This is a genomic window from Terriglobales bacterium (genome assembly GCA_035573675.1).
In the GTDB taxonomy this organism is placed as follows: domain Bacteria; phylum Acidobacteriota; class Terriglobia; order Terriglobales; family Acidobacteriaceae; genus DATMAB01.
Genome location: DATMAB010000018.1, coordinates 182017 through 208243 on the forward strand (window position 1 = coordinate 182017; position 26227 = coordinate 208243).

General features: G+C 65.5%; 19 protein-coding genes. 10 read left to right on the forward strand and 9 right to left on the reverse strand.

All coding sequences use genetic code 11. The features are described 5' to 3' along the window. From VNK82_08790 to VNK82_08800, 3 genes are all read right to left on the reverse strand, one after another. Entirely contained in the window at nucleotides 1–1218 is a 1218-nt protein-coding gene (locus tag VNK82_08790; protein ID HXE91044.1) for a DUF3999 family protein, read from the reverse strand. Further along, complete coding sequence (locus VNK82_08795) at nucleotides 1215–3104, reverse strand: DUF2339 domain-containing protein (GenBank protein ID HXE91045.1); 1890 nt, start codon at nucleotides 3102–3104, stop codon at nucleotides 1215–1217. Before VNK82_08795 ends, VNK82_08790 begins: the two co-directional genes overlap by 4 nt. A 168-nt stretch (nucleotides 3105–3272) precedes the next feature. Then, the gene (locus VNK82_08800) at nucleotides 3273–3623 is read right to left on the reverse strand and encodes a hypothetical protein (protein ID HXE91046.1); all 351 of its coding nucleotides are present in this window, start codon (nucleotides 3621–3623) and stop codon (nucleotides 3273–3275) included. Between VNK82_08800 and VNK82_08805 the strand changes: the two genes are divergently transcribed. The 3 genes from VNK82_08805 to VNK82_08815 all read left to right on the forward strand — a co-directional run bounded on the left by VNK82_08805 (nucleotide 3519) and on the right by VNK82_08815 (nucleotide 5968). Then, nucleotides 3519–3917: a DUF2064 domain-containing protein gene (locus VNK82_08805; GenBank protein HXE91047.1), complete on the forward strand. Its 399-nt coding sequence runs from the start codon at nucleotides 3519–3521 to the stop codon at nucleotides 3915–3917. The two genes, VNK82_08800 and VNK82_08805, sit on opposite strands and share 105 nt — an antisense overlap. 69 nt (nucleotides 3918–3986) lie before the next feature. Next, complete coding sequence (locus VNK82_08810; protein HXE91048.1) at nucleotides 3987–5357, forward strand: nicotinate phosphoribosyltransferase; 1371 nt, start codon at nucleotides 3987–3989, stop codon at nucleotides 5355–5357. After that, nucleotides 5354–5968, forward strand: a complete 615-nt coding sequence (locus VNK82_08815) for an isochorismatase family cysteine hydrolase (GenBank protein ID HXE91049.1) — start codon at nucleotides 5354–5356, stop codon at nucleotides 5966–5968. Before VNK82_08810 ends, VNK82_08815 begins: the two co-directional genes overlap by 4 nt. On the opposite strand, the gene VNK82_08820 is transcribed toward VNK82_08815, so the two are convergent. From VNK82_08820 to VNK82_08845, 6 genes are all read right to left on the reverse strand, one after another. After that, nucleotides 5955–7667 carry a CRTAC1 family protein gene (locus VNK82_08820; protein HXE91050.1) on the reverse strand — a complete coding sequence of 571 codons (1713 nt, stop codon included), beginning with the start codon at nucleotides 7665–7667 and terminating at the stop codon, nucleotides 5955–5957. The genes VNK82_08815 and VNK82_08820 overlap by 14 nt on opposite strands. Next, nucleotides 7667–10480, reverse strand: a complete 2814-nt coding sequence (locus tag VNK82_08825) for a tetratricopeptide repeat protein (GenBank protein HXE91051.1) — start codon at nucleotides 10478–10480, stop codon at nucleotides 7667–7669. Before VNK82_08825 ends, VNK82_08820 begins: the two co-directional genes overlap by 1 nt. Nucleotides 10481–10618: 138 nt before the next feature. Next, nucleotides 10619–12070: an RtcB family protein gene (locus VNK82_08830; GenBank protein ID HXE91052.1), complete on the reverse strand. Its 1452-nt coding sequence runs from the start codon at nucleotides 12068–12070 to the stop codon at nucleotides 10619–10621. 44 nt (nucleotides 12071–12114) lie between these two features. Then, nucleotides 12115–12522, reverse strand: a complete 408-nt coding sequence (locus VNK82_08835; protein ID HXE91053.1) for an archease — start codon at nucleotides 12520–12522, stop codon at nucleotides 12115–12117. Between the two features lie 14 nt (nucleotides 12523–12536). Beyond that, nucleotides 12537–15665, reverse strand: coding sequence for a multidrug efflux RND transporter permease subunit (locus VNK82_08840; GenBank protein HXE91054.1), 3129 nt, complete (start codon nucleotides 15663–15665; stop codon nucleotides 12537–12539). Between the two features lie 971 nt (nucleotides 15666–16636). Then, nucleotides 16637–17746, reverse strand: coding sequence for an efflux RND transporter periplasmic adaptor subunit (locus VNK82_08845; protein HXE91055.1), 1110 nt, complete (start codon nucleotides 17744–17746; stop codon nucleotides 16637–16639). Between the two features lie 276 nt (nucleotides 17747–18022). On the opposite strand from VNK82_08845, the gene VNK82_08850 reads away from it, so the two are divergent. The 7 genes from VNK82_08850 (at nucleotide 18023) to lhgO (ending at nucleotide 25930) form a co-directional block, all read left to right on the forward strand. Further along, nucleotides 18023–18799: a 4Fe-4S dicluster domain-containing protein gene (locus VNK82_08850; protein HXE91056.1), complete on the forward strand. Its 777-nt coding sequence runs from the start codon at nucleotides 18023–18025 to the stop codon at nucleotides 18797–18799. Further along, nucleotides 18796–19962, forward strand: a complete 1167-nt coding sequence (gene hybB, locus VNK82_08855) for a Ni/Fe-hydrogenase cytochrome b subunit (protein HXE91057.1) — start codon at nucleotides 18796–18798, stop codon at nucleotides 19960–19962. Before VNK82_08850 ends, hybB begins: the two co-directional genes overlap by 4 nt. Next, entirely contained in the window at nucleotides 19946–21610 is a 1665-nt protein-coding gene (locus VNK82_08860) for an ATP-binding protein (GenBank protein HXE91058.1), read from the forward strand. Before hybB ends, VNK82_08860 begins: the two co-directional genes overlap by 17 nt. Nucleotides 21611–21614: 4 nt before the next feature. Continuing rightward, nucleotides 21615–22967: a sigma-54 dependent transcriptional regulator gene (locus VNK82_08865; protein HXE91059.1), complete on the forward strand. Its 1353-nt coding sequence runs from the start codon at nucleotides 21615–21617 to the stop codon at nucleotides 22965–22967. Next, nucleotides 22964–23521: an archaemetzincin family Zn-dependent metalloprotease gene (locus tag VNK82_08870; protein ID HXE91060.1), complete on the forward strand. Its 558-nt coding sequence runs from the start codon at nucleotides 22964–22966 to the stop codon at nucleotides 23519–23521. The genes VNK82_08865 and VNK82_08870 overlap by 4 nt, the downstream gene beginning before the upstream one ends. A 293-nt stretch (nucleotides 23522–23814) precedes the next feature. Next, nucleotides 23815–24495 (forward strand): glycine cleavage system protein H, encoded by a 681-nt coding sequence (locus VNK82_08875; GenBank protein ID HXE91061.1) that lies wholly within the window; start codon nucleotides 23815–23817, stop codon nucleotides 24493–24495. 241 nt (nucleotides 24496–24736) lie between these two features. Continuing rightward, nucleotides 24737–25930, forward strand: coding sequence for an L-2-hydroxyglutarate oxidase (gene lhgO / locus VNK82_08880; GenBank protein ID HXE91062.1), 1194 nt, complete (start codon nucleotides 24737–24739; stop codon nucleotides 25928–25930). Nucleotides 25931–26227: the final 297 nt, after the last annotated feature.

The following is a 26227-nucleotide window of genomic DNA, read 5'->3' on the forward strand; positions in this document are numbered from 1 at the left end:
TTAACCGCGCAGACTCCGCAGCGCCAGCGCGCCCAGGCCGCCGACGGCCAGCAGCAGTGCGGCCCACAGCACCTCCGGGTGGCGGTCGCTCCACGGGCGGCGGTCGGGACGGCCGGTGTACGCCCTGTTTTCCTGTGGCGCGGAGTAGGTCGCCTGTGCCGCCGACTCCTCCGCGCGGAAAAACTTGGCGTAGTCGTAGACCGGCGCAGTCAGCTCGGGATCGCCGTAGTACAGCCGCAGCCGTTGTTTGCCCCTGGCATCGAAGTACAGACGTCGTTCCGCGAACCAGGCACGGACCGCCACCAGGCGCAGCGGCGGATCATCGCCATTCTCGATGACCACGCGGAAGCTGCGCGATTGCAGCCCCGGCAGTTCCAGCGCCAGACTCTCCGTGCCCGCCTCGGCGGCGCGGGGCAGCCGCACACGGGTCACCGTACCCGACGCCAGTTCGCGACCCTGGGCGTTGAACACGTGGAAGTCGCGGCGGAAGTTCTCCTGGCTGTCCTCCACTTCGAACGACAACCGCTCCAGCGGAACGTTGGGCGGCGCATCCCAGGTGATCACCGTCGTGCGTCCTTCGCGCGTGAAGCGGGGACTCACTCCGATCTCCGTCCAGCGGCCGGGTACCTCCTCCACTCTTGCCACCTTCGCGCCCCCGACCTCCCCGGGCTTCACTCCTCCCGCCAGCGTGATGCGCAGATAGCGGAAGCGCGAATCCGGAAGCCGCAGAGTGAAGTTCCGGCCCAGCTTCTCGCGCGTGAAGTCGTAGAGCGTGCGCGTTCCCAGATTCACCCAGCGCGACTGGCGCAGGTCATTCTGTCCTTCGACGGTGGCCTGGGCGATGAAGTCGCGCGCTGCGAGGTCGAGCGTGACGCGGTTGTACTCCTCGACGCCGGAAACATCGAGCACGAACTGCGTTCTGCCCCCGATGGTTCCCGGCTGCAGCACGCGGACATCATCCTCGGTGGAGCGCGAGGCGGACCGCTGGATGGCGAGCGCGTACGGCACTTCCGCTCCCTCCAGCGTGTACAGGCGGAGGTCGCCAAGATCGTTACGGGCCACGCCAAACATCTCTTCGTCCACGACCGCGTAGTTCTGCCGCGCCGGATCGCTCACGGAAACGTCTCGCACGTGCGTGAAGTAGCTGATGGAAGCATCGCTCGCCGCCCACGCCGGATGAACAAGCGCCGCCAGCACGACCGCCAGAAGCTTCCTCACGGCGTTCCTCCCTCAGCGCTTCGCTCCGCCGCGCGGCTGCGCGTGGAAAGCTTGAGCCAATCACGCTGGTACACGAACGAGATTCCCAGCAGCAGCACGCCCAGCGCGATCAGGCTCATGATGCGGTAACCCTTCTCCAGTTGTGAGACGTCGTAGGTGAAGACCTTGACGATGGTCACCGCCAGCAGAATCAACGCCTGCCAGCGCAGGAAGGCCGAGCGCTTCCAGAAGCCCACCGAAAGCAGGCCCGCTCCGTAGATCATCCACACGGCAGAGTACGTGAAGTCGCGAGCCAGTGTGAGCGTGCGCCACTGGCTGGTGTACTGCCAGGAACCCGGCCCGAACGTCTGCGTGATCTCCGCTGTGCGGCGCGCGAAGTAGTCCGCAATCTCGTAGTGCAGCGCGAACAGCGCCAGCAAGTTGATGGCGATGATAGGGAGGGCGATTTCCAGCCCGTGCTCCCCTTCCCGCTGGGCCATGTGAATCACGCCCGCCAGCACGGCGATGGCCGCGCCATAGGTGAGGAAGCGCCAGTTGAAGACCAGCGTCTCGACGTAGAAGTTGTCGTAGAGCAGCAGGCGCAGCACGCCCAGGGCCAGCGCCGCGATGCCCATGCGGTACAGCAGCTCGCTGCGCGTCCGGTACGAAACGTAGAGCAGCAAGCCCGACTCCGCCAGCCAGCCCAGCGTGATCCAGTGCCGCTCCAGTTTCAGCGGGATGGCGATGGTCAGGAAGCCCACGGCCAACGCCACGTGCAGCAGCGGGATGAGCGACGCGGCCGGCGACTGCTCGGCTTCGGCGTCCCGCCGCAGTTGCCAGGCCAGGATGAGATACAGTGCGCCCAGGCATACCGCGATCCCCGGCATCGGGTCGGGCTTCAGGTGATGCAGAAGGTCATAGGCCTGAAGGAAGTATGTGGCGGCATTGATCAGCGTCAGGCCGATCAGCACGGGAGATACAGCCTCGGCCCTGCCTCCTTCGCCGGCGCGGCGGAGGCTGCGCACCACCGGAACGCTCGCAAAGATGGCGAAGAACAGCGTGGCAAAGCCGAACGTCCGCAGCATTTGCGACTGGTCGTAGAACTGGTCATACCAGCCCACGTACAGCAGCAGCGTGCCCAGGAAACTGCCCAGCAGGAGCCGGCGCCACGGCCGGAAGACCGTCAGGACCACGGTGGCCACGTCGAGCAAGGCCACGTAGGAGAACAGCTCCACCGCGCGATTCATTCCGGTGGAGACCAGTACCGGCGTCAGATATCCGCCCAGCAACGCAAACGCCGCCAGCACCTCGGAATCCTGCCGGATGGAGATGGCCGCGGTGGCGGCGGTGACAATGACCATGCCCAGAAAAGCCACGGACGCCGGAACCAGGTGGTAGTACTGAAAGGAGGCCCAGAGCGACAGGTACAGGACGCCGATTCCTACCGCCTTGAGCGACAACGCGAAGAACCTGTACCCGCGCTGTCGAAACTTTTCGCTCCAGGCGATCACTCCCATGCCCGCGAGCAAGCCGATGGTGACTTGCCCGGCAGGGCCGATCCATTTGTTCTCAATCGCATAGGTGAGGAAGTAGAACGCCCCAATGAAGACAGCGAAGATGCCCACCCGGTTCAGCCAGCGCCCGCCGACCACCGATTCCAGACTCTCGGCCGCGGCAGCCGGTGCAAGGGCCGACGGAACGACCGGCTGTCCTTCACCCGGCGGCGCAACGGGGATGGGTTGCATTAAGGGCGTAGCCGCTGCTTCCGCCGGAACCACTGCTTCGCGCCGCGGCTCCACCGGCACTTCCGGCTCGAGGCCCAGCCTCTGCTCAAGGCGATAGACCCGGGCTGTCAGCCCGGCCAGCCGGCGCTGCAATTCCTGAACTTCATCTTCCTGGTGCGCCATGCCGCACACCTTACCCTTGGTGGAGGCACGGCTGCAAAGGGATTTGTGACAGTGGGCGGAGTATCACATTGCACGATTTCACCTGGGATGAAGGGACGAACCGGTATACCCGACCCCACGCCCGGCGCGTCCAACCGCCGGACTGCCAGTCCAGAAGCGGCCGGTGAGTCAGCGAGTGAACGAACGCGGAGTTGTCTGTGTGTTCGCCACGCTGCCGCGTGGCGTGGCCGCGGATTTGCTCTCCGGTCCGGGTGCCACCCGGGCTGCGGGACTGGCCGCCGCGTTCTTCCGCGACACGTGGCGTATGGTCTGCTCCCTGCCCTGGACGAGGCCGGTAGCGGCGACCTCCGGCCGGCTGGCGGCGGATCTTGATCCGCCTCCGGCGGCGGTCTCGGGAAGCGCCTGGAGCGGATCCTGCGACAGGCGCTCCGCGAGGCCGGCTTTGCGCTGGCCGTGCCCGCGCATCATCCTGGTCTCTCCGCGCATTTTCTCGAAGACGCGCGCCTCGAGTTGCGTCACGCCGAAGCCGTCCTCGGTCCCGCCGAGGATGGCAGCTTCTACCTGCTCGGCTTGAAGCGGTGTCCCCCACGCTTGCTGGCTGGACTCCCCTGGAACCATCCGGAGACTTTCGCTCACACTCTTGCCCGCCTGCGCGAGCACGGCATCGCCACCCGCGTGCTGGAGCCCTGGGCCGTCGCGCACCTCGCTCCGGATCTCGAAGGCCTGGAAGCTCTGCTGCGCTCCGGCCGGCTCCACGCTCCAGAAACGGCTCGTGTCCTGGCAGAGATCCGCAAGACCGTCGTGACGCAGTAGTCCGCGAGGATTCCGCTCCGTCCGCTCTCCCGGGTTCTTATAATTGGCTTAGCCCGCAGCCGGAACCCCATGCGGCAGCCAGCCCATTCCGCGCTCCTGACCGATCTTTACGAGCTGACCATGGCCGCGGCGTACTTCGATCGCGGCTTCGAGGCGCGTGCCACGTTTGAGCTGTTCGTGCGTGACCTGCCGCGCGAACGTGGCTTCCTGCTGGTCGCCGGACTGGAGCAGGCTCTGGAGTTCCTGGAAGACCTACACTTCACCGCCGATGACATCGACTACCTGCGGCGTCATCCGGCATTCGGCAACGTCAGCTCGCGTTTCTACGAATACCTGCGCGAGTTCCACTTCACCGGCGAAGTCTGGGCCATCCCCGAAGGCACTCCCGCCTTTAGGAATGAGCCGCTGCTGCGAGTAACCGCGCCCATCATCGAGGCGCAGGTAGTGGAGACCTTCCTGCTCACTACCATCACCTTCCAGACCATGATCGCCACCAAGGCAGCCCGCGTGGTGCAGGCGGCGGACGGGCGTGGCGTCGTGGAGTTCGGTACGCGCCGCGCCCACGGGCCAGAAGCCGGCACGCTGGCCGCGCGCGCCGCCTTCATCGGCGGCTGCATCGGCACGTCGAATGTCGAAGCCGGCCGCCGCTTCGGCATCCCCACCTATGGCACGCTCGCTCACTCATACGTGATGGCGCACTCCCAGGAGGACGAGAGCTTCCGCGATTTTCTCCGAACCTTTCCTCAGCACGCCGTCCTCTTGGTGGACACCTATGACACTCTGGCGGCCATTGACCGCATCGTCGCCCTGGGGCTGAAGCCGCGAGGCGTCCGCCTGGATAGCGGGGACCTGGTCGAGCTTTCCCGCCAAACGCGGCGCCGCTTGCGCCAGGCCGGCCTTGGCGATACGCAGATTTTCGCCTCCGGCGACCTCGACGAATTCGTCATCAGCGACGCCCTGCGCGCCGGAGCGGAAGTGGACGCCTTCGGGGTGGGCACGGCGCTGGCCACCTCCAAAGATGAACCCGCTCTGGGCGGCGTCTACAAGCTGGTGGAGATCGAGATGGGAGGCAAACGCCAGCCGTGCGCCAAGTTCAGCCCCGCCAAGGCCACCTATCCGGGCCCCAAGCAGGTTTTCCGCTTCTCGGCTCCGGATGGCACCTACGACCACGACCTGATTGCGCGCGACACCGAGCAATACCCAGACGCCGAACCCCTGCTCTCGAAGGCGATGGAGGGCGGCAAACCGGTGGCTCCTTCGCCGCCGCTCGGAGAAGTCCAACAGCGAGCGCGCCGCACACTGGCACGCCTGCCGCAGCGGCATCGCGCACTGCGCGATCCCGCATCCTATTCTGTAGAGATCAGTTCCGCTCTCGAAACTTTGATGGAAGAAGTGCGCAGCCGCATCCTTCCCGCGGTTGCCAAGGAGGATGGCCGATGAGGTTCGTATTCTGGGACGAAGATACGCAGGTGGATTTCATCCACCCGGGTGGCAAGCTGTACGTTCCTGGGGCCGAAGCCATTCTGCCCAACCTCCGGCGTCTCACCGAATGGGCCGTCCAGCACCAGATCCCTATCGTGGCCACGACCGACGCCCACCCGCCCGATTCCGCCGAATTCGCTCACTGGCCGCCGCACTGTGTGGTCGGCACTGCGGGACAGAAGAAGGTTGCGGAAACCCAGGTGCCGGACGCGTTTCTCATTCCAAATCGCCCCGCTGAGGTTCCAGCGCGCCTGGAAGACTACGCGCAGATCATACTGGAGAAAGACAGCCTTGATAACTTCACCAATCCGAACGCAGACGCGCTTCTGGAGCGCATCGGCAAGGATGCCCAGATCGTGCTCTACGGGGTGGTGACGGAGATCTGCGTGGCCATCGCGGCGCGTGGGCTGCTCGACCGCGGCTACAGCGTGTGGCTGGTGCGCGACGCCGTGCATCACCTCGACGAGGCCAAAGGCCGCGCCACCCTGGAGGAGATCGAGCGCCGCGGAGGACGCCTGGTCACCACCGACCAGGTGATTGGCGAACTGGCCGTGCTTACTGCCGCCTAGCAGGTGGCTTCGCAGCCGGAGCAGCGGACGCGAACGGCAGGGAGCTTGCGATTCCCTTTCCTTCTTCCACCACGATGGTTTGCCCCGCGGCGACGTTCTGCAGCCTGTCGGTCTGGCCGCTCGGCCACTTGATTTCGACGTGGCCGGCGCGCTCCTGCGCGCCCAGCCCGAAGGTCAGCACCAGCTCACTCTGCGAAAGGTAACTCGATCCGCTGCGCAGCATTTGCGCTTGCTTCTCTCCGCCCGCTGTCACCGTTACCACGGCGCCGAGTCCGTTGCGGTTGGAGCGCGTACCGACCAGCCTCACGCGCAGGCTGCGATTCGTTCCGCCGTCATTGCGGAAGAGCACGGCCGGTCCGCCATTGGTGGTCACCACCAGGTCGAGGTCGCCGTCGTTATCGAGGTCGCCGTACGCGGCGCCGCGCGCCACCCGCGGGTGCGCGAACTGCGGCCCCAGCGTTTCGGTGGTTTCCACGAACTTTCCGCTGCCCAGGTTGCGGAACATATGGGGCGGCTGCGCGTACGCCACCCGCTTCTGGATGCGCTCGATCTCGTTCTCGATGTGCCCGTTGGCTACATAGATGTCCAGCCAGCCATCCAGGTCGTAGTCGAAAAAGAAGCACGCGAAGCCCAGGGTCAGCAGGCTCTTGCGCCCCACCTCGGAGCGCGGAGCCTCATCCACGAACAGCCCGTTGCGCTCATTGTGGTACAGTGCCAGCATCTGGTTGGAGAAATTGGCGATCAGGACGCTGGGATACCCGGAGCGATCGTAGTCTGCCGCGTCCACGCCCATGCCCGCCCGCGCCACGCCGTCTTCGCTGAAGGCCACGCCGGCAAGCACGCCTTTCTCCGTGAAGGAACCTTTGCCGGTATTGATGTAGAGCTTGTTGGGCTGAGTGTCGTTCGCCAGCAGCAGGTCGGGCCAGCCGTCCTGATTGGCGTCGAGCACCGTGATGCCCAGGGTCTTGGATGTCGGATCGAGCAGGCCGGCCTGCGCTGTCACGTCCTGGAACTTCCCCGCCCCCGCGTTCCGCCACAGGCGCGCCGACGCTCCCTTGTATGACTCCGGCGTGCAGTAGGACTTCGAGCGTCCGTCCAGTGTGCAGAACAAATCCTTTTCTATCGACCACTGCACGTAGTTGCCGACCACCAGGTCGAGGCGTCCGTCCTTGTCGTAGTCGAGGAAGGCGGCGGCCGTGGAGAACTCGTTCGGACCCTCAAGACCCGCGGCCTTGGTCGCGTCGGTGAACGTGCCGTTGCCGTTGTTGCGGAACAGACGGCTCTGCCCCAGCGTGGTCAGAAAGACGTCTTCGTGACCGTCGTTGTCGTAGTCGCCGACGGCCACGCCCATGCCGTAGAGGCTCACCGCCAACCCGGCCCGCGCCGTCACGTCCGTGAAGGTGCCGTTGCGGTTGTTGCGGTAAAGCTTCGGCGTCGAAGGTCGCTGCGGACGCCCTGGCCAGTCCTTGCCGTTCACCAGCAGGATGTCCTGCCAGCCGTCGCCGTCATAGTCGAGAAAGGCCGCGCCCGAGCCCATGGTCTCCGGCAGGTACTTCTTGCCAAAGGCGCCGTTGTTGTGCGTGAAGCGGATGCCCGCCGCCTGCGTCACATCGCGGAATCTGATCTTGGAATCCTGCGCCACCGCAGGAATCGCGACCAGCCAGGCCAGGAAAAGGAAAGAACCCGCTCGCCGGCGCATCAATCCGAGTTCCCCGAACGAAGAGTGGAAACCGCCGCCGTGCGCCGGGCCGCCGCCGCTTTTCCCAGCGGGGCCGAGACGTGCTCGTGGATCGCTTGCCGCTCGTTGTTGTCCTCCGGATTGGCCTGCCGATAGGGACCGGTGATGGCTTGCGCGGCTTCATCCGCCTTGAAACGCAGGTAGCGCTTCTGGTGTTCGGCGGCGCGGGCTTCGTCGCCCAGCCCGTTGTAGCAGAGCATCAGGTTGTAGTGCGCCTGCAGGTCCTCGGGATCGACTTCGAGAACGTTTTCAAACTCACGGACCGCCTCACGATACTGCCGCTTGAGGAACAGAATGCGTCCCAGCTCGTTGCGCACCACCCGGTCGCGCGGATACTGCGCCAGCGTCTGCCGCAGGTGCCCGATGGCATCGTCGTAGCGGCCTTCCGCCTTGAGCACTCGCGCATAGAAATAATGCGCGCGTGCGAGATCCGGCTTGAGCTGCAGCGCCTTCTGCAGCACTTCGCGGGCGCCGTCGTTGTCGCCTTCCTGCACCCGCGCCCGTCCGATGTTCACCCACCCATCCGGATTTGCCGGATCGATCTCCGTCACTTTCTGGAACGCCGCCTGCGCGCCCTTCAGGTCGCCCTGCAGCAGCAGCCCGATGCCGTAGTCGTTCCACCGCTCCCAGTCTTTGGCGTCCAGCCGAACGCGCGGTTCCTGCGGCTTGGCCGAGCGCGGCGCCACCTTCAGCGTCACCTCGTCTGAAGCGAGCGTTACGATGGGCAGGTCCGGGATCTCTTTCAGCTTGCCCGAGACCTTCGACGTATCCCCGGTGAACACGAAGCGGCCATTGTCATAGTCCGGCGTGTATGGACCGGGTTGGGCCGGATCACGTACGCCTGCGAACGAGAACTGGGTATTCCACCAGGCGAATTTGCGATAGTGCAGTCGCGCCTCCAGCTTGATCTTCCCGCCCGCGTCCTCCGGAATCTTCATGCGGTAGTGGACAGTATCGGCGGCGCCCGGCGGGATCAGTCGCACGTACACCACCGAGCGCGCCGCCCAGGCGTTGCGCTTGTTGATGGGATTGCCGTGCGCGTCCACCAGCAGCGACCGGTAGAAGTGGGCGCCTTTCTCTACCGGCCCCTTGCCGTCGTTTTCGACCGAACCGCTCCAGAACACGACGCGTCCGTGGTCATCCGTGGCCTTCAGTTCCAGCCACACGTCGAAGGCGTCTACCGTGCCGCCGGGAAAGAAATGCCCAACCTTGCGGGTGCGCACCACCACGTCCACGCGCACCGTGTCGCCGCGTCGCACCACCGGCTGCACGCGATCGATCGGCGCGGTCACCGGCGCGGCCGGCTGCCTGATGCCGCCGCCCGGCGCGGCCATCTCCGCCTCTTCGCCCACCGCGAACGTGGTCGCCAGTTCACCCGGCACGGCGGTGCCCGCCGCTGTCTGCGGCGCAGCTTCCGACAGCGCGAAGATGTCCACGCTGACGATGTTGTCCTGCAGGAACTTCTTCGTCACTTCGAGCTGCACTTCATCCTGGTTCGCCACCGGCAGCGCGGTATTCGCGCCCGGGAAGCGATGCGAGTGCACTTTGCCGGCGATGTTGCCCTGGTCCTTGCTCTCCACCAGCGGCATGTGGCAGTCGGCGCACTTCTGCGGCTTGGGTGGATAGTAGAACGACCGCGCTCCCTGCCCCGAGACGCCGGACGCCTGCCAGTTGTCGTACTCATTGAACCCGCGGATCCAGCGATACGCGTTGATCGGCACGTCCAGATGGACCTTGTGGCAGGTGGAGCAGAACTCCGCCGTCTGCCGGCGCATGAACGGCTTCAGGAACGCCCGCCGGTGCGGCTCCGGGTTCAGGTAGGTCAGGATGTCGTGCACCCCGCGCAGCACCGGATTCTCGCTCGCCGCCAGCTCATGCAGACGCGGATACTCCAGCACGAAATCGCCCTGCCCCATGGTGCTCTTCACCTGCACGATGGAGTGGCACATCATGCAGCCCATGCCGGCGTGCGCTTCCGGCCGGTCCATTTGCTCGACGATGGGCTGGTCCATCTTGCCCGCCAGCAAAATGGCCGGATCGTGGCAGCCGCCGCACCACTTCGAAGGCTTCGTCCCCGCCACCTCTTGCATGTACTCGATGCTTTTCCGGTACCACTGGTTGTTGAACGACGAGAAGTGGTGCGCCGAGCTGAACCACTGCTGGTAGATGTCCTGGTGGCAGCGCTGGCAGGCGTCCGACTTCATGAAGAACTCCGACGGGATCAGCTTCCCGTCCTTCACCTGCGCCGAACTGGGGAAGAACGGACCCTGCGGGCCGTCGCCTTCGCCTTCCGGCGTCGCCGGCGCGGTGCTCGGGTTGCGGATCACGAACGCCCGCTGCCACAGGTTGTCCCGGGAGTAATCCGCCGCCATGGAAAGCGCTGCCAGGAACACCGCTGCGGAAGCGAGCCGCGCCACCGCTGACCCCATCCATCCGCGCTTCTCCATCCACGCCGCCAGCAGCAGCGCCACACCCGTCGTGGTCAACGCAATATGCGCGTAGAGCCAGGGCAGGTTCGGCCGCGTGGTGCCGATAGAAAACAGGAAAAGCCCGAGCAAGGCGCCCAGCGTCATCGCCACCCAGCCCAGGCGCGCACTCCAGGTCAGGCCGGCAAAGGCTCTGCGGAATACTCCGGGCAGCAGCAGCGCCAGCAACACGCCGGCCGCGAGATGCAGCACCACGATCGCCAGATAAAAGACGCTCGTATCCGGAAGGCCGTATAGATACAGCCCCGAAAGAGTCAACAGAAGAACGAGCCGGTTGGGGAACTTCACGCCCACCGCAAAAAGTTACCGTGTCGCGCGCGAGTCCGCAAGACTCGCCGCCGCGGTTGCAGGGACGAGCGCTTCACCATGGCTGCTCGCGTCTCACATCTGCCGCGCCGGCCGTCCCCGGCCGGGTGAAGGCAAAGCCTATCCCTTAATCACCGCCACCGGCTCCAGCCGCGCCACCATCTTTCCGATGCCCGCGCGATCGACGACCTCCACCACGCGGGCCACGTCCTTGTAGGCCACCGGAGCTTCCTCGGCCAGCCCCGCCATCGATCCCGCCCGCACCACGATGCCGCGCGTCTCCAGCTCCTGGCGAAGTTCCGCGCCGCGCACGGTTCGCTTGGCTTTGGCACGGCTCATCACCCGTCCCGCGCCGTGGCAGGTGGAGCCGAAGGTCTGCTCCATCGACCCCGGCGTCCCGATCAGGATGTACGACGCCGTCCCCATCGATCCGGGAATCAGCACCGGCTGTCCCAGGTCGCGCAAGTCGTTGGGCAGCACCGGCGACCCCGGACCGAACGCCCGCGTGGCGCCCTTGCGGTGCACACACACCCGCATGCTCACGCCGCCGATTCTGTGTTCCTCGACCTTCGCCATGTTGTGCGCGATGTCATAGATCTGGTGCAGGTCGAAGTTCTTCACCTTGCCCGCCAGGACTTCCTCGAACGATCGCCGGATGTAATGCGCCAGCACCTGGCGGTTCGCGAAGGCAAAATTGGCCGCGCACGCCATGGCGCGGAAATAATCCTGACCCTCGCCCGAACTGAAGGGCGCGCACACCAGTTCGCGGTCCGGCAGCGTGATGCCATACTCCCGCACTGTCCTCTGGAAGCGCGCCACGTAGTCCTCGCACACCTGGTGGCCGAGCCCGCGCGAGCCGCAGTGGATCTGCACCACAACCTGGTCGGGATCGAGGCCCAGGCGCCGCGCCGCCTCCTCGTCGTAGACACGCGCCACGCGGTCCACCTCGATGAAGTGGTTCCCTGCTCCCAGCGTCCCGATCTGGTGCCGCCCGCGCTCCTTCGCCTTGTGCGAGACCAGCGCCGGATCAGCGCCCGCCATGGTGCCGAATTCCTCCGTGCGCTCCAGGTCCTCCGGCCGGGCGCAGCCCTGCTTGAGCGCCCAGCGGCTGCCCTCCACCAGCACCTGGTCCAGCTCGGCATCCTTCAGCCGGATGTGGCCCGTCGCACCTACCCCGCTCGGACAATTGCGGTAGAGCGCCGTGGCCAGGTCGGCGAGAAACGGCTGTATTTCCTCCACCTTCGCAGCCGAAGCCAGCATGCGCACGCCGCAGTTGATGTCGTAGCCCACTCCGCCCGGCGAAATCACTCCGTCCGGCAGCCGTGTCGCCACCACGCCGCCGATAGGAAACCCGTAGCCCTGGTGGATGTCCGGCATGGCGATGGCATACTTCACCACCCCGGGCAGCGTGGCCGTGTTCACCAGTTGTTCGGTCGACTTGTCGCCCAACGCGTCTTCCAGCAGGGCCTCATCGGCATACAGACGGGCGGGCGCGCGCATGTCCTCGCGGTACGACTGCGGGATCTCCCACACGTTCTGCGCCACCCGCACGAAATCAGACTTCTGCGGCATTTGCTTATCGCTTATTGTTTATCGCCTATTGGTTCCTTGCGTCCCTACACATCGACGACCACCGTCACCTCGAATCCGTCTTTCTCTTCAGTAATCCGCAGATCGTGGAACGTCACCGCCTTGATGGGATTGGCGTCGGACGCTTCCCGTGTTCGGCCCTCCACGCGCGCCCGCAAGCTGGTTTCGGAAATCTCCGTGATCTCAAAGCGATTGTACGCTTCGCCCTTGGTCTCCTGCAGGTAGAGCAACTCGTTCAGCCAGTTGACCAGCAGCGTCTCCCGATCCACGCCCTCGACGGAAACTTCGCGCATGACGGACGGCTCGAACTGCGGCGCCGCCCCTCGCGGCCAGCACACTGCGCGTGCCGCGTTCAGGAACAACTCGGCGAGCGTCCGGCCCCGTATGCGGAACGCCCAGTCCGCGGTGTGCTCGATTTCCTCGAAATGCTCCATCGTTAGGAAGGAGCCTAGTCCGCCGTCTCAGGCACCGCGTGCGCGTGGGCCCGCCGCAACGGCAACAGCGCCCTCACGATGACGTACAGAACGGGGATGATAAAGAGGTTGAGGAAGGTGGAAACGATCATCCCGCCCGCCACCGTGGTTCCCACCGAATGCCGTCCCGCCGAGCCCGCGCCGGAAGCAAACACCAGAGGCATCACTCCCATGATGGTCGCCACCGACGTCATCAGGATGGGTCGCAGGCGCAGCCGCGCCGCCGCTGCCGCCGCTTCCAGCAGCGGCAGTCCGCGCCCCTGCAACTGCTCGGCGAACTCCACGATCAGGATGGCGTTCTTGCTGGCTAACCCGATCAGCATCACCAGTCCCACCTGGCAGTAGACATCGTTCTGCAATCCGCGCAGCCACTGCGCGCCCAGCGCTCCCAGGATCGCCATCGGCACCGAGAGCAGGATGATGAACGGCAGCACGAAGCTCTCGTATTGCGCCGAAAGCGTCAGGTAGACCACCAGCAGTCCCAGCGCGAACAGCAACAACGACTGCCCTCCGGATTCGATCTCCTCCAGCGCCAGCCCGGTCCACTCGTAGGAATACCCCGCAGGGAGCGACTCGCGCGCCACGTCCTCCATGGCTGCAATCGCCTGCCCGGAACTGTATCCCGGCGCCGCACTGCCATTGATCTCCGCCGTGCGGAACAGGTTGTAATGGCTCACGATGCTGGCCGTCGTGGTCTCCTTCACCCGGACCAGGCTGTCGAGCGGCACCATCTCGCCCGTCTCCGCCCGGGCATAGAACTGCTTCAGGTCGCGTGGCTGCGAGCGGAATTGCCGGTCTGCCTGCACGTACACGCGGTACGACCGGTTGTTGAAGTCGAAGTCGTTCACGTATCGCGAGCCCATGTAGACCTGTAGCGCCGACGTGATCTCCGTGAACGGCACGCCCAGGCTCTTGGCCTTCTCCCGGTCGATCTCCACCAGGAACTGCGGGTCGCGCGCGCTGAATGTAGTGAACAGACCTTGCAATTCCGGCCGTGTGCCGGCCTTGCGGATCAGCCCCCGCAGCGCGTTCTCCATGTCTTCCATGGAGCCCGCCGCAGTCTGCTGCAACTGGAACTGGAATCCGCCATAGGCGCCCAGTCCCTCGATGGCAGGCGGCGGGAACGGCACCACGCTCGCCTCCCGGATCCCGGCCAGCGGCCCGCGCACCGCGTTCACCACTTCCGCCAGAGAATGTCCTTCGCCCTTGCGTTCTTCGATGTCCTTCATGTTCATGAAGATCATCGCCCGGTTGGGCGCCGCTCCGCCGAAGCTCCAGCCCGGCACCGAGAACACGCCCGTCACGTCGGGGTTTTGCAACAGGATCTTGCCGGCCTGGTTGGCGACCGCGGTCGTGTACTCCAGCGACGCCCCTTCCGGCGCCTGCACCAGCACCATGAACCAGCCCTGGTCCTCGTCCGGCACGAAGCTGGTCGGCACCACCTGGTACACGCCATAGGCCGCCGTCAGCCCGATCAGAAATACCACCACCACCGGCAGACGCCTCCGCTCCAGCACCGGGATTAGATTGCTGTAGGCCTCGGTGGCTCGCGCCAGCCCCTGGTTGAAGCTGTTCAGCAGCGGATTCCTAGTTCCGTGGTAGCGACGCAGCAGCAGCGCCGCCAGCGCCGGCGAAAGCGTGAGTGCGTTGAACGCCGAGAGCGCGATGGAGAAGGCAATGGTCAGCGCAAACTGCTGGTAGAGCCGTCCCGTGGTGCCGGGAAAGAACCCCACCGGCACGAACACTGCGACCAGGACCAGCGAGGTCGCGATCACCGCTCCCGTCACCTCGCTCATCGCCACCTGCGTGGCGCGCCGGGCATCCGCCATGCCCTCCTGGATGTGCCGCTCCACGTTCTCGATCACCACGATGGCGTCGTCCACCACCAGCCCCGTCGCCAGCGTGATGCCGAACAGCGTCAGCGTGTTGATGGAGAACCCGAACAGCTTGGCGAAGGCGAACGTCCCGATCAGCGACACCGGGATGGTCACGGCCGGAATCAGGGTGCTCCGCCACGTCTGCAGGAAAAGGAAGATGACCAGGATGACGATCACGATGGCTTCCGCCAGCGTCTTCAGCACCTCGCGGATCGACTGTCCCACCGCGGCCGTGGTATCGAACGCGATCTGGTACTTCAGCCCTGGTGGGAACTGCTTAGCCAGGCGGTCCAGCTCCTGCCGCACTCCCGCCGCCACTTCCAGCGCGTTGGCGTTGGAGAGCTGCATCACGCCCAACCCCAGCGCCGGATACCCGTTGTAGAAAAGGTTGGAGTCGTAGCTCTCGGCGCCCAGTTCGGCCCGGCCGACGTCGCGCAACTGCACCAGCGAGCCGTCCTCCCCCCGCTTGAGCACGATGTTTTCGAACTCGCTCGGCTCGGTCAGCCGTCCGACCGCGCGCACGCTGATCTGGAACTGCTGTCCAGCGATTGTCGGCGACTGTCCCACCTGCCCGGCCGCCACCTGCACGTTCTGTTCCCGCAGCGCCGCCACCACGTCGCCCGCGGTCAGTTTGCGCTTGGCCAGCCGCAGCGGGTCCAGCCACAGGCGCATGGCGTACTTGCGCTCCCCGAAGATCATCACGTCGCCCACGCCCTTCACGCGTTTCAGCGGGTCGCGGACGTACACGTCCAGGTAGTTGCTGATGAACTGGCTGTCGTAGCGCCCGTCTTCGGAATACACCCCGACGGCCAGCACGAACGACCCGGAGTTCTTGAAGATGCCGATGCCGGTCGTCTGGACCTCGGCCGGCAGGCGTCCGAGCACGGTGGAGGCGCGGTTCTGCACGTCCACCGCGGCGATATCCAGATTCCGGTCGAGTGCGAACGTGGCCGTCACCGAGCTCGAGCCGTCGTTGCCGCTCGTCGAGCTCATGTACCGCATGCCCTCGGAGCCGTTAATGGCCTGCTCCAGCAGCGTGGTGACGCTGGTCTCCACCGCCTGGGCGTTTGCCCCCGTGTAGTTTGCAAACACACTCACCTGCGGCGGCGCCAGCACCGGATACTGCGCCACCGGCAACCTGGGAATGGCGGTCGCGCCCGCCAGAATGATCAGCAGCGAGCACACCGTCGCAAACACCGGCCGCCGTATGAAGAAATTGACGAACATACCTGTTTTTGTCTAATCAATCCCCTTTTGCCCGCTGATCTCACAAGATCCAGCGTGCGTCCCCGGCCGCCTAGACGTACGGGATGGCCACCAGTCTCCAAGCGGAACCCTCACGTCGAAAATGGAACTCCAGAGTCTCCGCATCTGAACAGTCGGAATTGATCGCTCGTGCTGTCATCCGGACCTGCCGGCCACCCTCGTAATCATAGGCCACCGTTTCCACTAGCACCTGGTTGGGGTTCGAGAGGATCTCCCGGTAGGAGCACACCTTGCTTGGTCCATGATCGGCTCCTACAGCCCGTGCTACCTCGTGTCTTAGACACTCGGAATTGAATAACAGACAGAAGGTTCCGCGTCTCTGCGCAAATTCCTGGGCAAGCTCACGCCGGCTCGACGCTGGTGAATCGACACCAACGTAGACGCCCCTCTTGGACACATAGGCAAGGAAATCTCGAGGCTTACCCTCCCTAATCACGAAGAGGAACTTTTCCTCCAACTTCTTCAGGTCGGGATCTACTCGCTGTGCCGCCGGTGCTTGGGACGGAGACGGGGAGGCCACTCTCATGTCTCGCCGCGGAGACCTACCGGCTGCAGTGCTTTCCGGGAAACGAGGTTCAGATGAATTCGTCGAACAGGCGAGCACCGCTAAGATCGCTAAGCTAGGGCCAAGCAGCCATGCAGCCTTGCCAGATAATCCGGTGGCCGCTTGTCCTCCTCGCATCATTCCCAAATTCTCTCCACTCGCCCACTGAATGCCCGATATGCCGTTTGTCCGCGACCCGAGCGCAGCGAGGGAGCGCAAGCCCCGTCAGGGGCGGGCCGAAAGTAGCCCAGGGCGAAGGGCATGCGGGAGCTTGCTCCCGCATGCGTGTGAGCCCTGGGTAGCGTGCCCCACGACCATTGCGTGGCCCTCGCTCCGACGAGTCCGCCAACGGCGGACGAGGAAGGCGCGAGGGCCCCGCACACGCGAACTACTCCGCCGTTACCGCCACTCCGTCCGCCAGCATCTGCACCCCGGTGACAATCACTTTCTCGCCCGGCTGGATCCCCTCCAGCACCACGTACCGGTTCCCGAAGATCTCTCCCAGCCGCACCGCCCTCTGCCGGGCCACGGTCTGCTTCCCGTCGCTCTCCGCCACAAACGCGAATGTCTGTCCGGTCACGCGCTGCACCGCGGTGATGGGAAGCAACACGCGCTCACCCTCGCTCCACACCACTCGCGCGCGCACCACCTCGTCATTGCGGAAGCGTCCCTGCGGATTGGGCACAGCCGCCTTGATCAGCAACAACTGCGTGACGTCTTCCACCCGCGGGGAGACGAACGTGGTCATGGTGCGGACCGATGCCTGCTCACCGGGCATTACGATCTCCACCGGCGTCCCAGGCTTCACGGCCGACGCTTTCTCCGCCGGGATCGAGATGTAGGCTTCGAGGTCGCCGCCCTCGTCGAGCGTCGTCAGCACCGTGTCGGTGTTGACGCGATCGCCCACGCGCACGGGAATGTCGCCGATCATGCCCGCCGCCGGCGCCGTGACCGTGTAGTAGCGCAACTGCACTTTCTGCTCGCTCACGGACGCTTCCAGCGCATCCACCTCCGCCTTGGAGGCGTCATACGCCGTTTGCGCCTGGTCCAGTTCCTGTTGGCTGATCACTCCGGCGGCGAACAACTGTTTACGCCGTTCCAGTTCCTGCCGGTTGTACTCCAGCGCCGCCCGGCGGGCTCGCTGGTTTGCCTCCTGCGCCGTGAGTGTCGCTTCCTGCTTCCGCGGATCGATTTCCAGCAGCGGCGCTCCCGCTGCCACCCGGCTTCCGGAGTGCACGAAGATACGCGTGATCTGCCCCTCGACCTCCGGCTGGATCACCGCCGACCGCCGCGATTTCAGCGTCGCGATGTACTCGGTGAAATCCGGCACGCGCTCCCTCGTTGCCGTCTCCACCTTCACCGCCACCGCCTGCGGGCCGGTCTCCCCGCCTCCCTCCGCCTTCCGGCTGCATCCGACCGTTGCGCCCGCCAGTGCCAGCAGGACACACCACCACGCCGCGTTGGCTACGATCCGCCGCTGGGACCAGGAAAACCTCATGCCCGTTGCCTACGATTGCACCACGAATCCACCTGCGCGTCGAGCGCTCGCTGCCACAGGATGTTTAACTGCCTCCAAGAGATCCCTTTAATCCTCTGCTGCTTAGCACGTGCCTAGCCCGGCCGGGGTTTCGCGTCACCAATACTGGTGAGCGTGGTCACATTCCGCCTTCGGGGCCCTGTTGGAAGATGGATTTGGTGAAGTCAGGCCCGGTCGGCGATGAGGGTTGCATCGCATGGCCGTGCCTCCCGCGTGGACACAGCATGGAGGCCCACGATGGGCAAAGCCATCCTCTATGACGCCACCCTGTGCATCGGGTGCCGGGCTTGCGAGCAGGCCTGCGCCGAGCACAACCGGCTCCCCTACAACGAGGCCATCGCCACCGAGGAGATCACCTCGGAGCACAAGTTCACGTCCATCCTGACCCGCGGCGAGAACTACATGCGGCGGATGTGCATGCACTGCCAGGATCCGACCTGCGCTTCGGTGTGTCCGGTCGGCGCCCTGCGCAAGACGGAACTCGGCCCCGTCACCTACGACGAGAGCCGTTGTATCGGCTGCCGTTACTGCATGGTCGCTTGCCCCTTCAGCGTCCCCAAGTACGAGTGGAGCAAGGTGCTCCCGGGCGTGCGCAAGTGCACCATGTGCGCCGACCGCGTGGCCGCCGGGCTGCCTACCGCCTGCACTGAGGCGTGTCCCACCGGCGCCACCAAGTTCGGAGACCGCGACCAACTCATCGCGGAGGCCCGCCAGCGCCTGGCCGACAATCCCGCCCAGTACGTCGATCACATCTTCGGGTTGAGCGAGGTAGGCGGGACCTCCGTGCTCATGCTCGCCGGCGTCCCCTTCGAGCGCTTCGACATGCGCAGCGACTTCATCCAGGAACCGCTGCCGATGCTCACTTACCGCGTGCTCTCCCGCATCCCGGACCTGGTGACCGTGGGCAGTGTGTTGCTGGGTGGCGTCTGGTGGATCACCCACCGCCGGGCCGAAGTCGCGGCCGCTGAAGGCGGCGACGCCAGGTCCGATGGAAAGAAGGAGAAGAATCCATGACCAGCAAGCTGCCGCGCTTCACCTTCTGGCGGGGTGTCTTCCTCTTCGTGATGCTGGCTGGAATGTACGCTGCCTGGGTCCGCTTCACGCAAGGCCTGGGAGCTTCCACCAACTTGAGCGACCGGTTCCCCTGGGGCATTTGGATCGGCTTCGACGTCCTGTGCGGAGTCATGCTGGCCGCCGGGGGCTTCACCCTCATGGCCGCCGTGCACATCTTGAACGTCGAGCGCTTCCAGCCTATCGTGCGGCCCACGCTGCTGACTGCGTTCCTCGGCTACGTCCTGGTCGTGGTGGCGCTGTTGTTCGACCTCGGACGCCCTTACCGCATCTGGCATCCGCTGGTGATGTGGAACCCGCGCTCCGTCATGTTCGAGGTGGCCTGGTGCGTCATGCTCTATACCACCGTGCTCAGCCTGGAGTTTGCGCCGGTGGTCTTCGAGCGCCTGCGCCTGGAGCGCCCTATGCGCATCCTGCGCGCCATCTCCATCCCGCTGGTGATTGCCGGCGTCATCCTCTCCACCCTGCATCAGTCTTCGCTGGGCAGCTTGTACCTCATCGTTCCGGAGAAGCTGCATCCGTTCTGGTACACGCCGCTGTTGCCGGTGTTCTTCTTCATTTCCGCCATCGCCGTCGGCCTGGCTATGACCATTTTCGAGTCCTCGCTGAGCTCCAAGCACTTCCGCCGCCAGCTCGAGTTGCCGCTGCTGCAGGAACTGGGGCGCATCCTCACCGTCGTTCTGGGCGTCTACCTGGTGCTGCGTTTGCAGGATCTGTATCACCGCGGCGCATTGCGCAAGGTCTTGGAACCGGGCTACGAAACCTGGCTCTTCCTGCTGGAAATGGCCTTGGCGCTCGTCGTCCCGCTCATCCTGCTGCTGAGCCGGCGCCTGCGGGAGAGTCGCGGCGGACTGTATCTGGCAGCCGTCCTGGTCGTGCTGGGCTTCATCACCAACCGCCTGAACGTGAGCATCACCGGGATGGAAGCCGCGGCCGGCGTGCGCTACCTCCCCAAGTGGACGGAAGTCGCCGTCACCGGCGCCATCATCGCCGCCGGCTTCTTCATCTTCGCCCTGGCCGCCCGGTATTTGGCCATCTTCCCGGAGGAGCGGGTGCCGCTGGAGCGGCCGGTGCCGCAAGAGCTGACCCATGTCGCTGCTGACTGAGTCCTCGCGGCCTCCCGCCTGGAAGCGCCTGGGCCGCAGCCTGAGCGCCAAGCTCATCCTGCTGCTCCTGGCGGCCATGCTGGTTGTCTTCGGCGTGCTTGGCTACTTGAACATCCGGCTGCATCGCCGGCACCTCGAGCAGGCCACGTTGCTCTCCGCCGAGCGCGTCAGCGACGTGCTCAAACGCTCCACTTCCTACTACATGATGCGCAACGACCGCGAAGGCCTGTACCACATCATCGGGACCATCGCCCAGGAACCGGGCATGGAGCGCGTTCGCATCTTCAACAAGGAAGGCCGCATCAGCTTCTCGACCGACGTGAGCGAAGTCAACCAGTATGTGGACAAACGGGCCGAGGCCTGCTACGCCTGCCATACCCAGGCGCAGCCCCTCACCCGCCTCGACCGCCCCGATCGCTTCCGCATCTACCGCGCCGCCGACCACCGCGTACTGGGCATTATCAATCCCATCGAGAATCAGCCGGCTTGTTCGAACGCCGCCTGCCACGCTCATCCTGCGGAGCAGAAGATCCTGGGCGTGCTGGACACCAACCTCTCCCTGGCCCGCGCCGATGCCAGTCTGGCGGAAGGCACCCGGCAGATGCTCCTTTATACCGTGTTCGCTGTGGCGGGCGTCCTGGTGCTGATCGGCCTGTTTGTGTGGGAGGTTGTGCACCGCCCGGTCAAGGTCCTGCGAGCGGGCACCGACCGGCTGGCCCGCGGCGACCTCGGCTACCAGATCGATATCCGCTCGCACGACGAATTGGGTGAACTGGCGTCGTCCTTCAACCGCATGAGCCGCGACCTGCGCGAAGCGCGCTCCGAACTCACCGCCTGGACCCGCACCCTGGAAGAACGCGTCCAGCAGAAGACCAGCGAGCTGAAGGCCGCCCATGAGCAGATGTTGCAGGCGGAGAAGTTGGCTTCGCTCGGCAAGCTCGCCGCGGTGGTCGCCCACGAGATCAACAACCCGCTCTCCGGCATCCTCACCTACGCCAGGCTGCTGCGCCGCTGGGCCGAACGCGGCGAGGACGGCGAAAGCAAGCGGGAGGAGATCCGCGCCTCCCTGGAACTGATCGAGTCCGAAAGCCGCCGCTGCGGCGACATCGTGCGCAACCTCCTCAGCTTTGCCCGCACCGGTCCCATGAACCTGGTCTGGGCCGACCTGAACACCATCGTGGATCGCTGCCTGCGCCTGGTGAAGCACCAGTTGGAGCTGAACTCTATCCAGCTTCACACTGACCTCGCTCCCGAACTGCCACGTGTGCCTTGTGACTCCGCGCAGGTCGAGCAGATGTTGCTGGCGCTGGTGATGAACGCCATCGACGCCATGCCCCGCGGCGGCAACCTCCGTTTGCGCACCCGCTTGCTGCCCGAGTCCGGCCAGGTCCAATTGCAGGTTGCGGACGACGGCCTCGGCATTCCGCCCGAACTGCTGCCGCGCATGTTCGAGCCCTTCGTCACCACTAAGGAAGAGCGGCACGGCGTGGGCCTCGGTCTGGCCATCAGCCGCAACATCGTGGAGCGCCACCAGGGCAGCATCCACGTCGAATCCGAGCCCGGCAAAGGAACGACCTTCACCGTCGTCCTGCCGCTGGGCGCGGAGAACCCGGCCGCCGCCTCCGCAGCGGCCGCCATCGTGAGGTGAAGCCGTGAATGACCGGAGCACTCTGCTGATCGTGGACGATGAACTGAGCGTGCGCGACTCGCTGGGCAAATGGTTCCGCGAGGAAGGCTACGAGATCGGCGCCGCCGAGAACGCCAGCCAGGCCCTGGCCCGCCTGGCCGAGCGCCGCTGGGACCTGGCGCTGGTCGATGTCAAGATGAGCGGCACCGATGGCATCGAGCTGCAGCGCCGCATGCGCGAGATCGACCCCGACATGCTGGTCATCATCATGACCGGGTACGCTTCCGTGGAGACCGCCGTCGCGGCGCTGAAGAGCGGCGCCTACGACTACGTCACCAAGCCGCTCGATCCCGATGAACTCGCTCATCTCGTCCGCAACGCTATCTCCCACCGCCGCGCCCAGCAGGAAGTCGGCCACCTCCGCGCGACCGTCACCGAAGCCTGCCGCCCGCCCGACCTGGTCGGCCAGAGCGCCGCCATGCGCCGCGTCCTCGACGCCATTGAAACCGTCGCCCCCACCGACGCCACCGTGCTCATCACCGGCGAAAGCGGCACCGGAAAGGAACTCGTCGCCCGCACCGTTCATGCCATGGGTCCGCGCCGTTTCCATCCCATGGTCGTGATCCACTGCGGCGCACTGACGGAAACCCTGCTGGAGAGCGAGCTTTTCGGCCACGAGAAGGGCGCCTTCACCGGAGCCCAGTACCGCAAGAAAGGCAAGTTCGAAGTGGCGGAAGGCGGCACTGTCTTTTTGGACGAGATCGGCGACATCTCGCTCAAGACCCAGACCGACCTCCTGCGCGTCCTGCAGGAGCGTGAGATTGTCCGCGTCGGCGGCACCCAGCCCATCCGGGTGGACTTCCGCTGTATCGCGGCCACCAACCGCTCGCTGGAAAAGTTGATTGAGGAGCGCGTCTTCCGCCCCGACCTCTATTACCGCCTCAACGTCTTCCGCATCGAGATTCCACCCCTGCGCGAGCGCCGTGAAGATATTCCGCTGCTCGTCGACCACTTCGTTCGCAAGTTCTCGCTCTCCATGAACAAGCGCATCCATCGCGTCGTTCCCGAAGCCATCGCGCTACTCGAGCAGCAGGAGTGGCCCGGCAACGTCCGCGAGCTGGAAAACGCCGTCGAGCGCGCCATGGTCGTGGCCCAGGAGCCCGAACTCCGCGTGCAGGACTTCCTCCTCAAGCCGGCCCCCGGCCTCAATGAGCCCCGCACGCTGGAGGACGCCGAGCGCATCCACATCCTGCGCGTGCTCGAACAGTGCGGCTGGAACCAGACCCGCGCTGCCGATGTGCTGGGCATCGATCGCGTCACTCTGCACAACAAGCTCAAGAAGTACGGCTGGACCCGGCCTGCGGCCGTCAACCAATGAACTTTCTCCATCTGCTGCCGGTGGGCAACGTCGAGGCCGCTTGGCTCGAGGGCCTCCGTCCTGCCCTCGCCCAAGCCTTCGGCGTGCCCTGCCGGCTGCTCCCCGGCGCCCTGGATCCCGCCTTCGCCTTCCAGCCCAACCGGCAGCAGTACCACTCCACGGAGATTCTTGACCGCCTGCGTGCTCGCCTCCAGCCGGACACCTGGCGGCTCTTGGGCGTCACCTCCGCCGACCTCTGCATCCCCATCCTGACGTTCGTTTTCGGCGAGGCCCAGCTCAACGGCGCCTGTGCCCTGGTTTCCACCCATCGCCTGCGCCAGGAGTTCTACGGACTGCCGCCCGACCCGGCGCTCCTCCGCGACCGCCTGCTCAAGGAAGCCATCCACGAGCTGGGCCACACCCTCGAGCTTCAGCATTGCGACGACTACACCTGCGCCATGGCTGCCGCCCATGCCGTCGAGTGGATTGACCTCAGGTCCCCGGGCTTCTGCCAGCATTGCCGCGCCCGCATCCTCAGCCAGCAGGCGGAGAAACAATGGGTAAGCGCCCGTTGAGTTCTTCATCACCCGCCGTTGTGAATTGCAGCAGTCGCTAACCGACTGAACCTACTGCCCAGCCGTACCAATCTCCCGTCGTGCTCTTGTTGACGGCGTTGAGTTATTCAACAACGCGCCGTCAAGAATCGCCTCTTCCGCCCGCGCGATTTATGCAGAGAAGATTCTCTATTTCCTTTGTTTCGAGCGCGATGAACGCACCGCCCGCCTTGTGTCGCAGTCCTGGCCGCTCGCTTGCTTCTCTAAGGGTGGCAACTGTCACCGAGACGCTCGACAGCCGCCGGAGGTGCCTTATGGTTGTGCTACTCGTCATCGCCACGTTCGCAATCTTGTTGCTCATCGACTACCTGCGCAGCCCTCAACCGGTTCTCGCGCTGCAGCCGCGCCCAGCCGTTCCGCCCGCGCCGGAAGTTGCGGTGCCCCGTACGCGGCCGGCGCTGGTGAATGGTTTCTTTTTGCCGGAGAATCTCCGCTACCACCCCGGTCACGCCTGGGCGCTGAGCGAAGGCCCGCAACTGGTGCGCGTCGGCCTCGACGACTTCGCCGCGCGCCTCACCGGTAAGCTCGACCGCCTCACGCTCCCGCAGCGCGGCCAGTGGCTCCGCCAGGGCGAGAAAACCTGGACCCTGCACCGCGACGGTGCCGCCGTCGACATGGTTTCCCCCATCGAAGGCGAGGTCACCGACGTCAACCCGGCCCTTCTCCTCGATCCCGATCTGGCGCGGCGCGATCCCTACGGTGAAGGCTGGCTGCTCACCGTGAAGGCGCCCGATGCCAGGACCAGCTTCCGCAATCTGTTGGGCGGTTCGCTCGCCCGCTTCTGGATGGAGGATTCGGCCCGGCGCCTGCAGCGGCATGTGCCCGAGGCCCTGGGTGCTGTCGCACAGGACGGCGGCGTAGCTCTGGCCGACCTGACCACCCACATGCCCGATGCCCAATGGACCAGGCTGGCTCGCGAGTTCTTCCTCTCCTGAAGGAATCGCGGCCGATGCCGCCGCAACCGGGCAACCTCCGCCGCGCCGGTCGAAAACTCGACCGGCGCGGCCTGCGTGCCATCATGGCTCATCATCTCAGGCCTGCGATAATGCAAGCGCCGTGCTCTCTCATGGAACGTTCAGGTACTGTAGGTTCGTATCAGGGCACGGCTTCAGCCGTGCCGAAGCGCCTCTGAAGATTGGGGGCTTCAGCCCCAGGAAAGAAAGACACGAACGCCACGTGCACGACGTTCTGATCATCGGCGGCGGAATCGTCGGTCTCGCCACCGCTCTCGAAGTCACCCGCCGCCAACCCGCGCAGCCCGTCCTCGTCCTGGAGAAAGAGCCGCGCCTGGCCGCTCACCAGAGCGGCCGCAACAGCGGCGTCATCCACTCCGGCATCTACTACCGCCCCGGCTCGCTCAAAGCCAGGCTCTGTGTGGAAGGCGCGGCCGCCATGGTCGCCTTCTGCCGCGAGCACGGCATTCCCCATCGGGTCTGCGGCAAGCTCGTGGTCGCCACCGATTCCCAAGAAGCCGCCGCGCTCGGCGCCCTCTTTCGCCGCGGCAACGAAAACGGCGTGCCCGGCCTCGAGCTGGTCGGTCCTGAGCGCATCCGCGCCCTGGAGCCGCACTGTGCCGGAGTGGCAGCGCTCTACGTGCCCGGCGCCGCCATCACCGACTATGCAGCCGTCACGGAAAAATACGCCGAACTCGTCCGAGCCTCTGGCAGCGAAGTGCGCACCGGCGCGCGGGTCCATGCCATCCGCCGGCACAGCGGTCGGACCATCGTCGAAACCACCGCCGGCGAGTTCACCGCCCACCGGCTGATCAACTGCGCCGGCCTGCATTCCGACCGGGTGGCTCGCCTCGCCGGCGCCGACCCCGGCGTCATCATCGTGCCCTTCCGCGGCGAGTACTACCAACTGGTGCCGGAAAAGCGTGCCTTGGTCCGCGGACTCATCTATCCCATGCCCGACCCCAAGTACCCGTTTCTCGGAGTCCACCTCACCAGCCATCTCGACGGCCGCGTCACCGCTGGACCCAACGCTGTGCTGGCCCTTAAGCGCGAGGGTTATCGCAAGACCGATATCGATCCGGCCGACACCCTCTCACTCCTCAGCAGCGCAGCCTTCTGGCTGATGTGCGCGCGCTATTGGCCCGGCGGCCTCGACCAGATGTATCGCTCCTGGAGCAAGCGCGCCTTTACCCGCAAGCTGCAGCGGCTGCTGCCCGAGGTTCAGGAATCGGATCTCGTGCCGGACAAGACCGGTGTGCGCGCCCAGGCCGTGGACCGTGACGGGAAACTCGTGGACGATTTCCGTATCGTCCGCGACCAGACCATCATCCACGTCCTCAACGTCCCCTCGCCCGCCGCTACGGCATCGCTAGCCATAGGCAAAGTCATCGCGCAGATGCTGGACGAGATGGCCTGACCACGCCACACGTAAGTCGCCACACGAAAGCGTAGTCGTTTCGAGAGCCGCGCATGGGGCCTGCCCTCCCGGGCACGCGCACCAGCGGCCCCGGCCGCTGCGGGTTCGTATCAGGGCACGGCTTCAGCCGTGCCGCCTCGCGTCGCATGCGCAGCGGCTTTAGCCGCCGCGGGCTATCGCCGAGAGGCCATCCAAACTGACGGCGGCGCAAACGCACAGTCGCGAAGCGACGGAAACTCGAAAGCCCAGCGCGTAAGCGCTGGGTAAGCCATCCAGAGAGGCCGGAGTCCCGTAGGG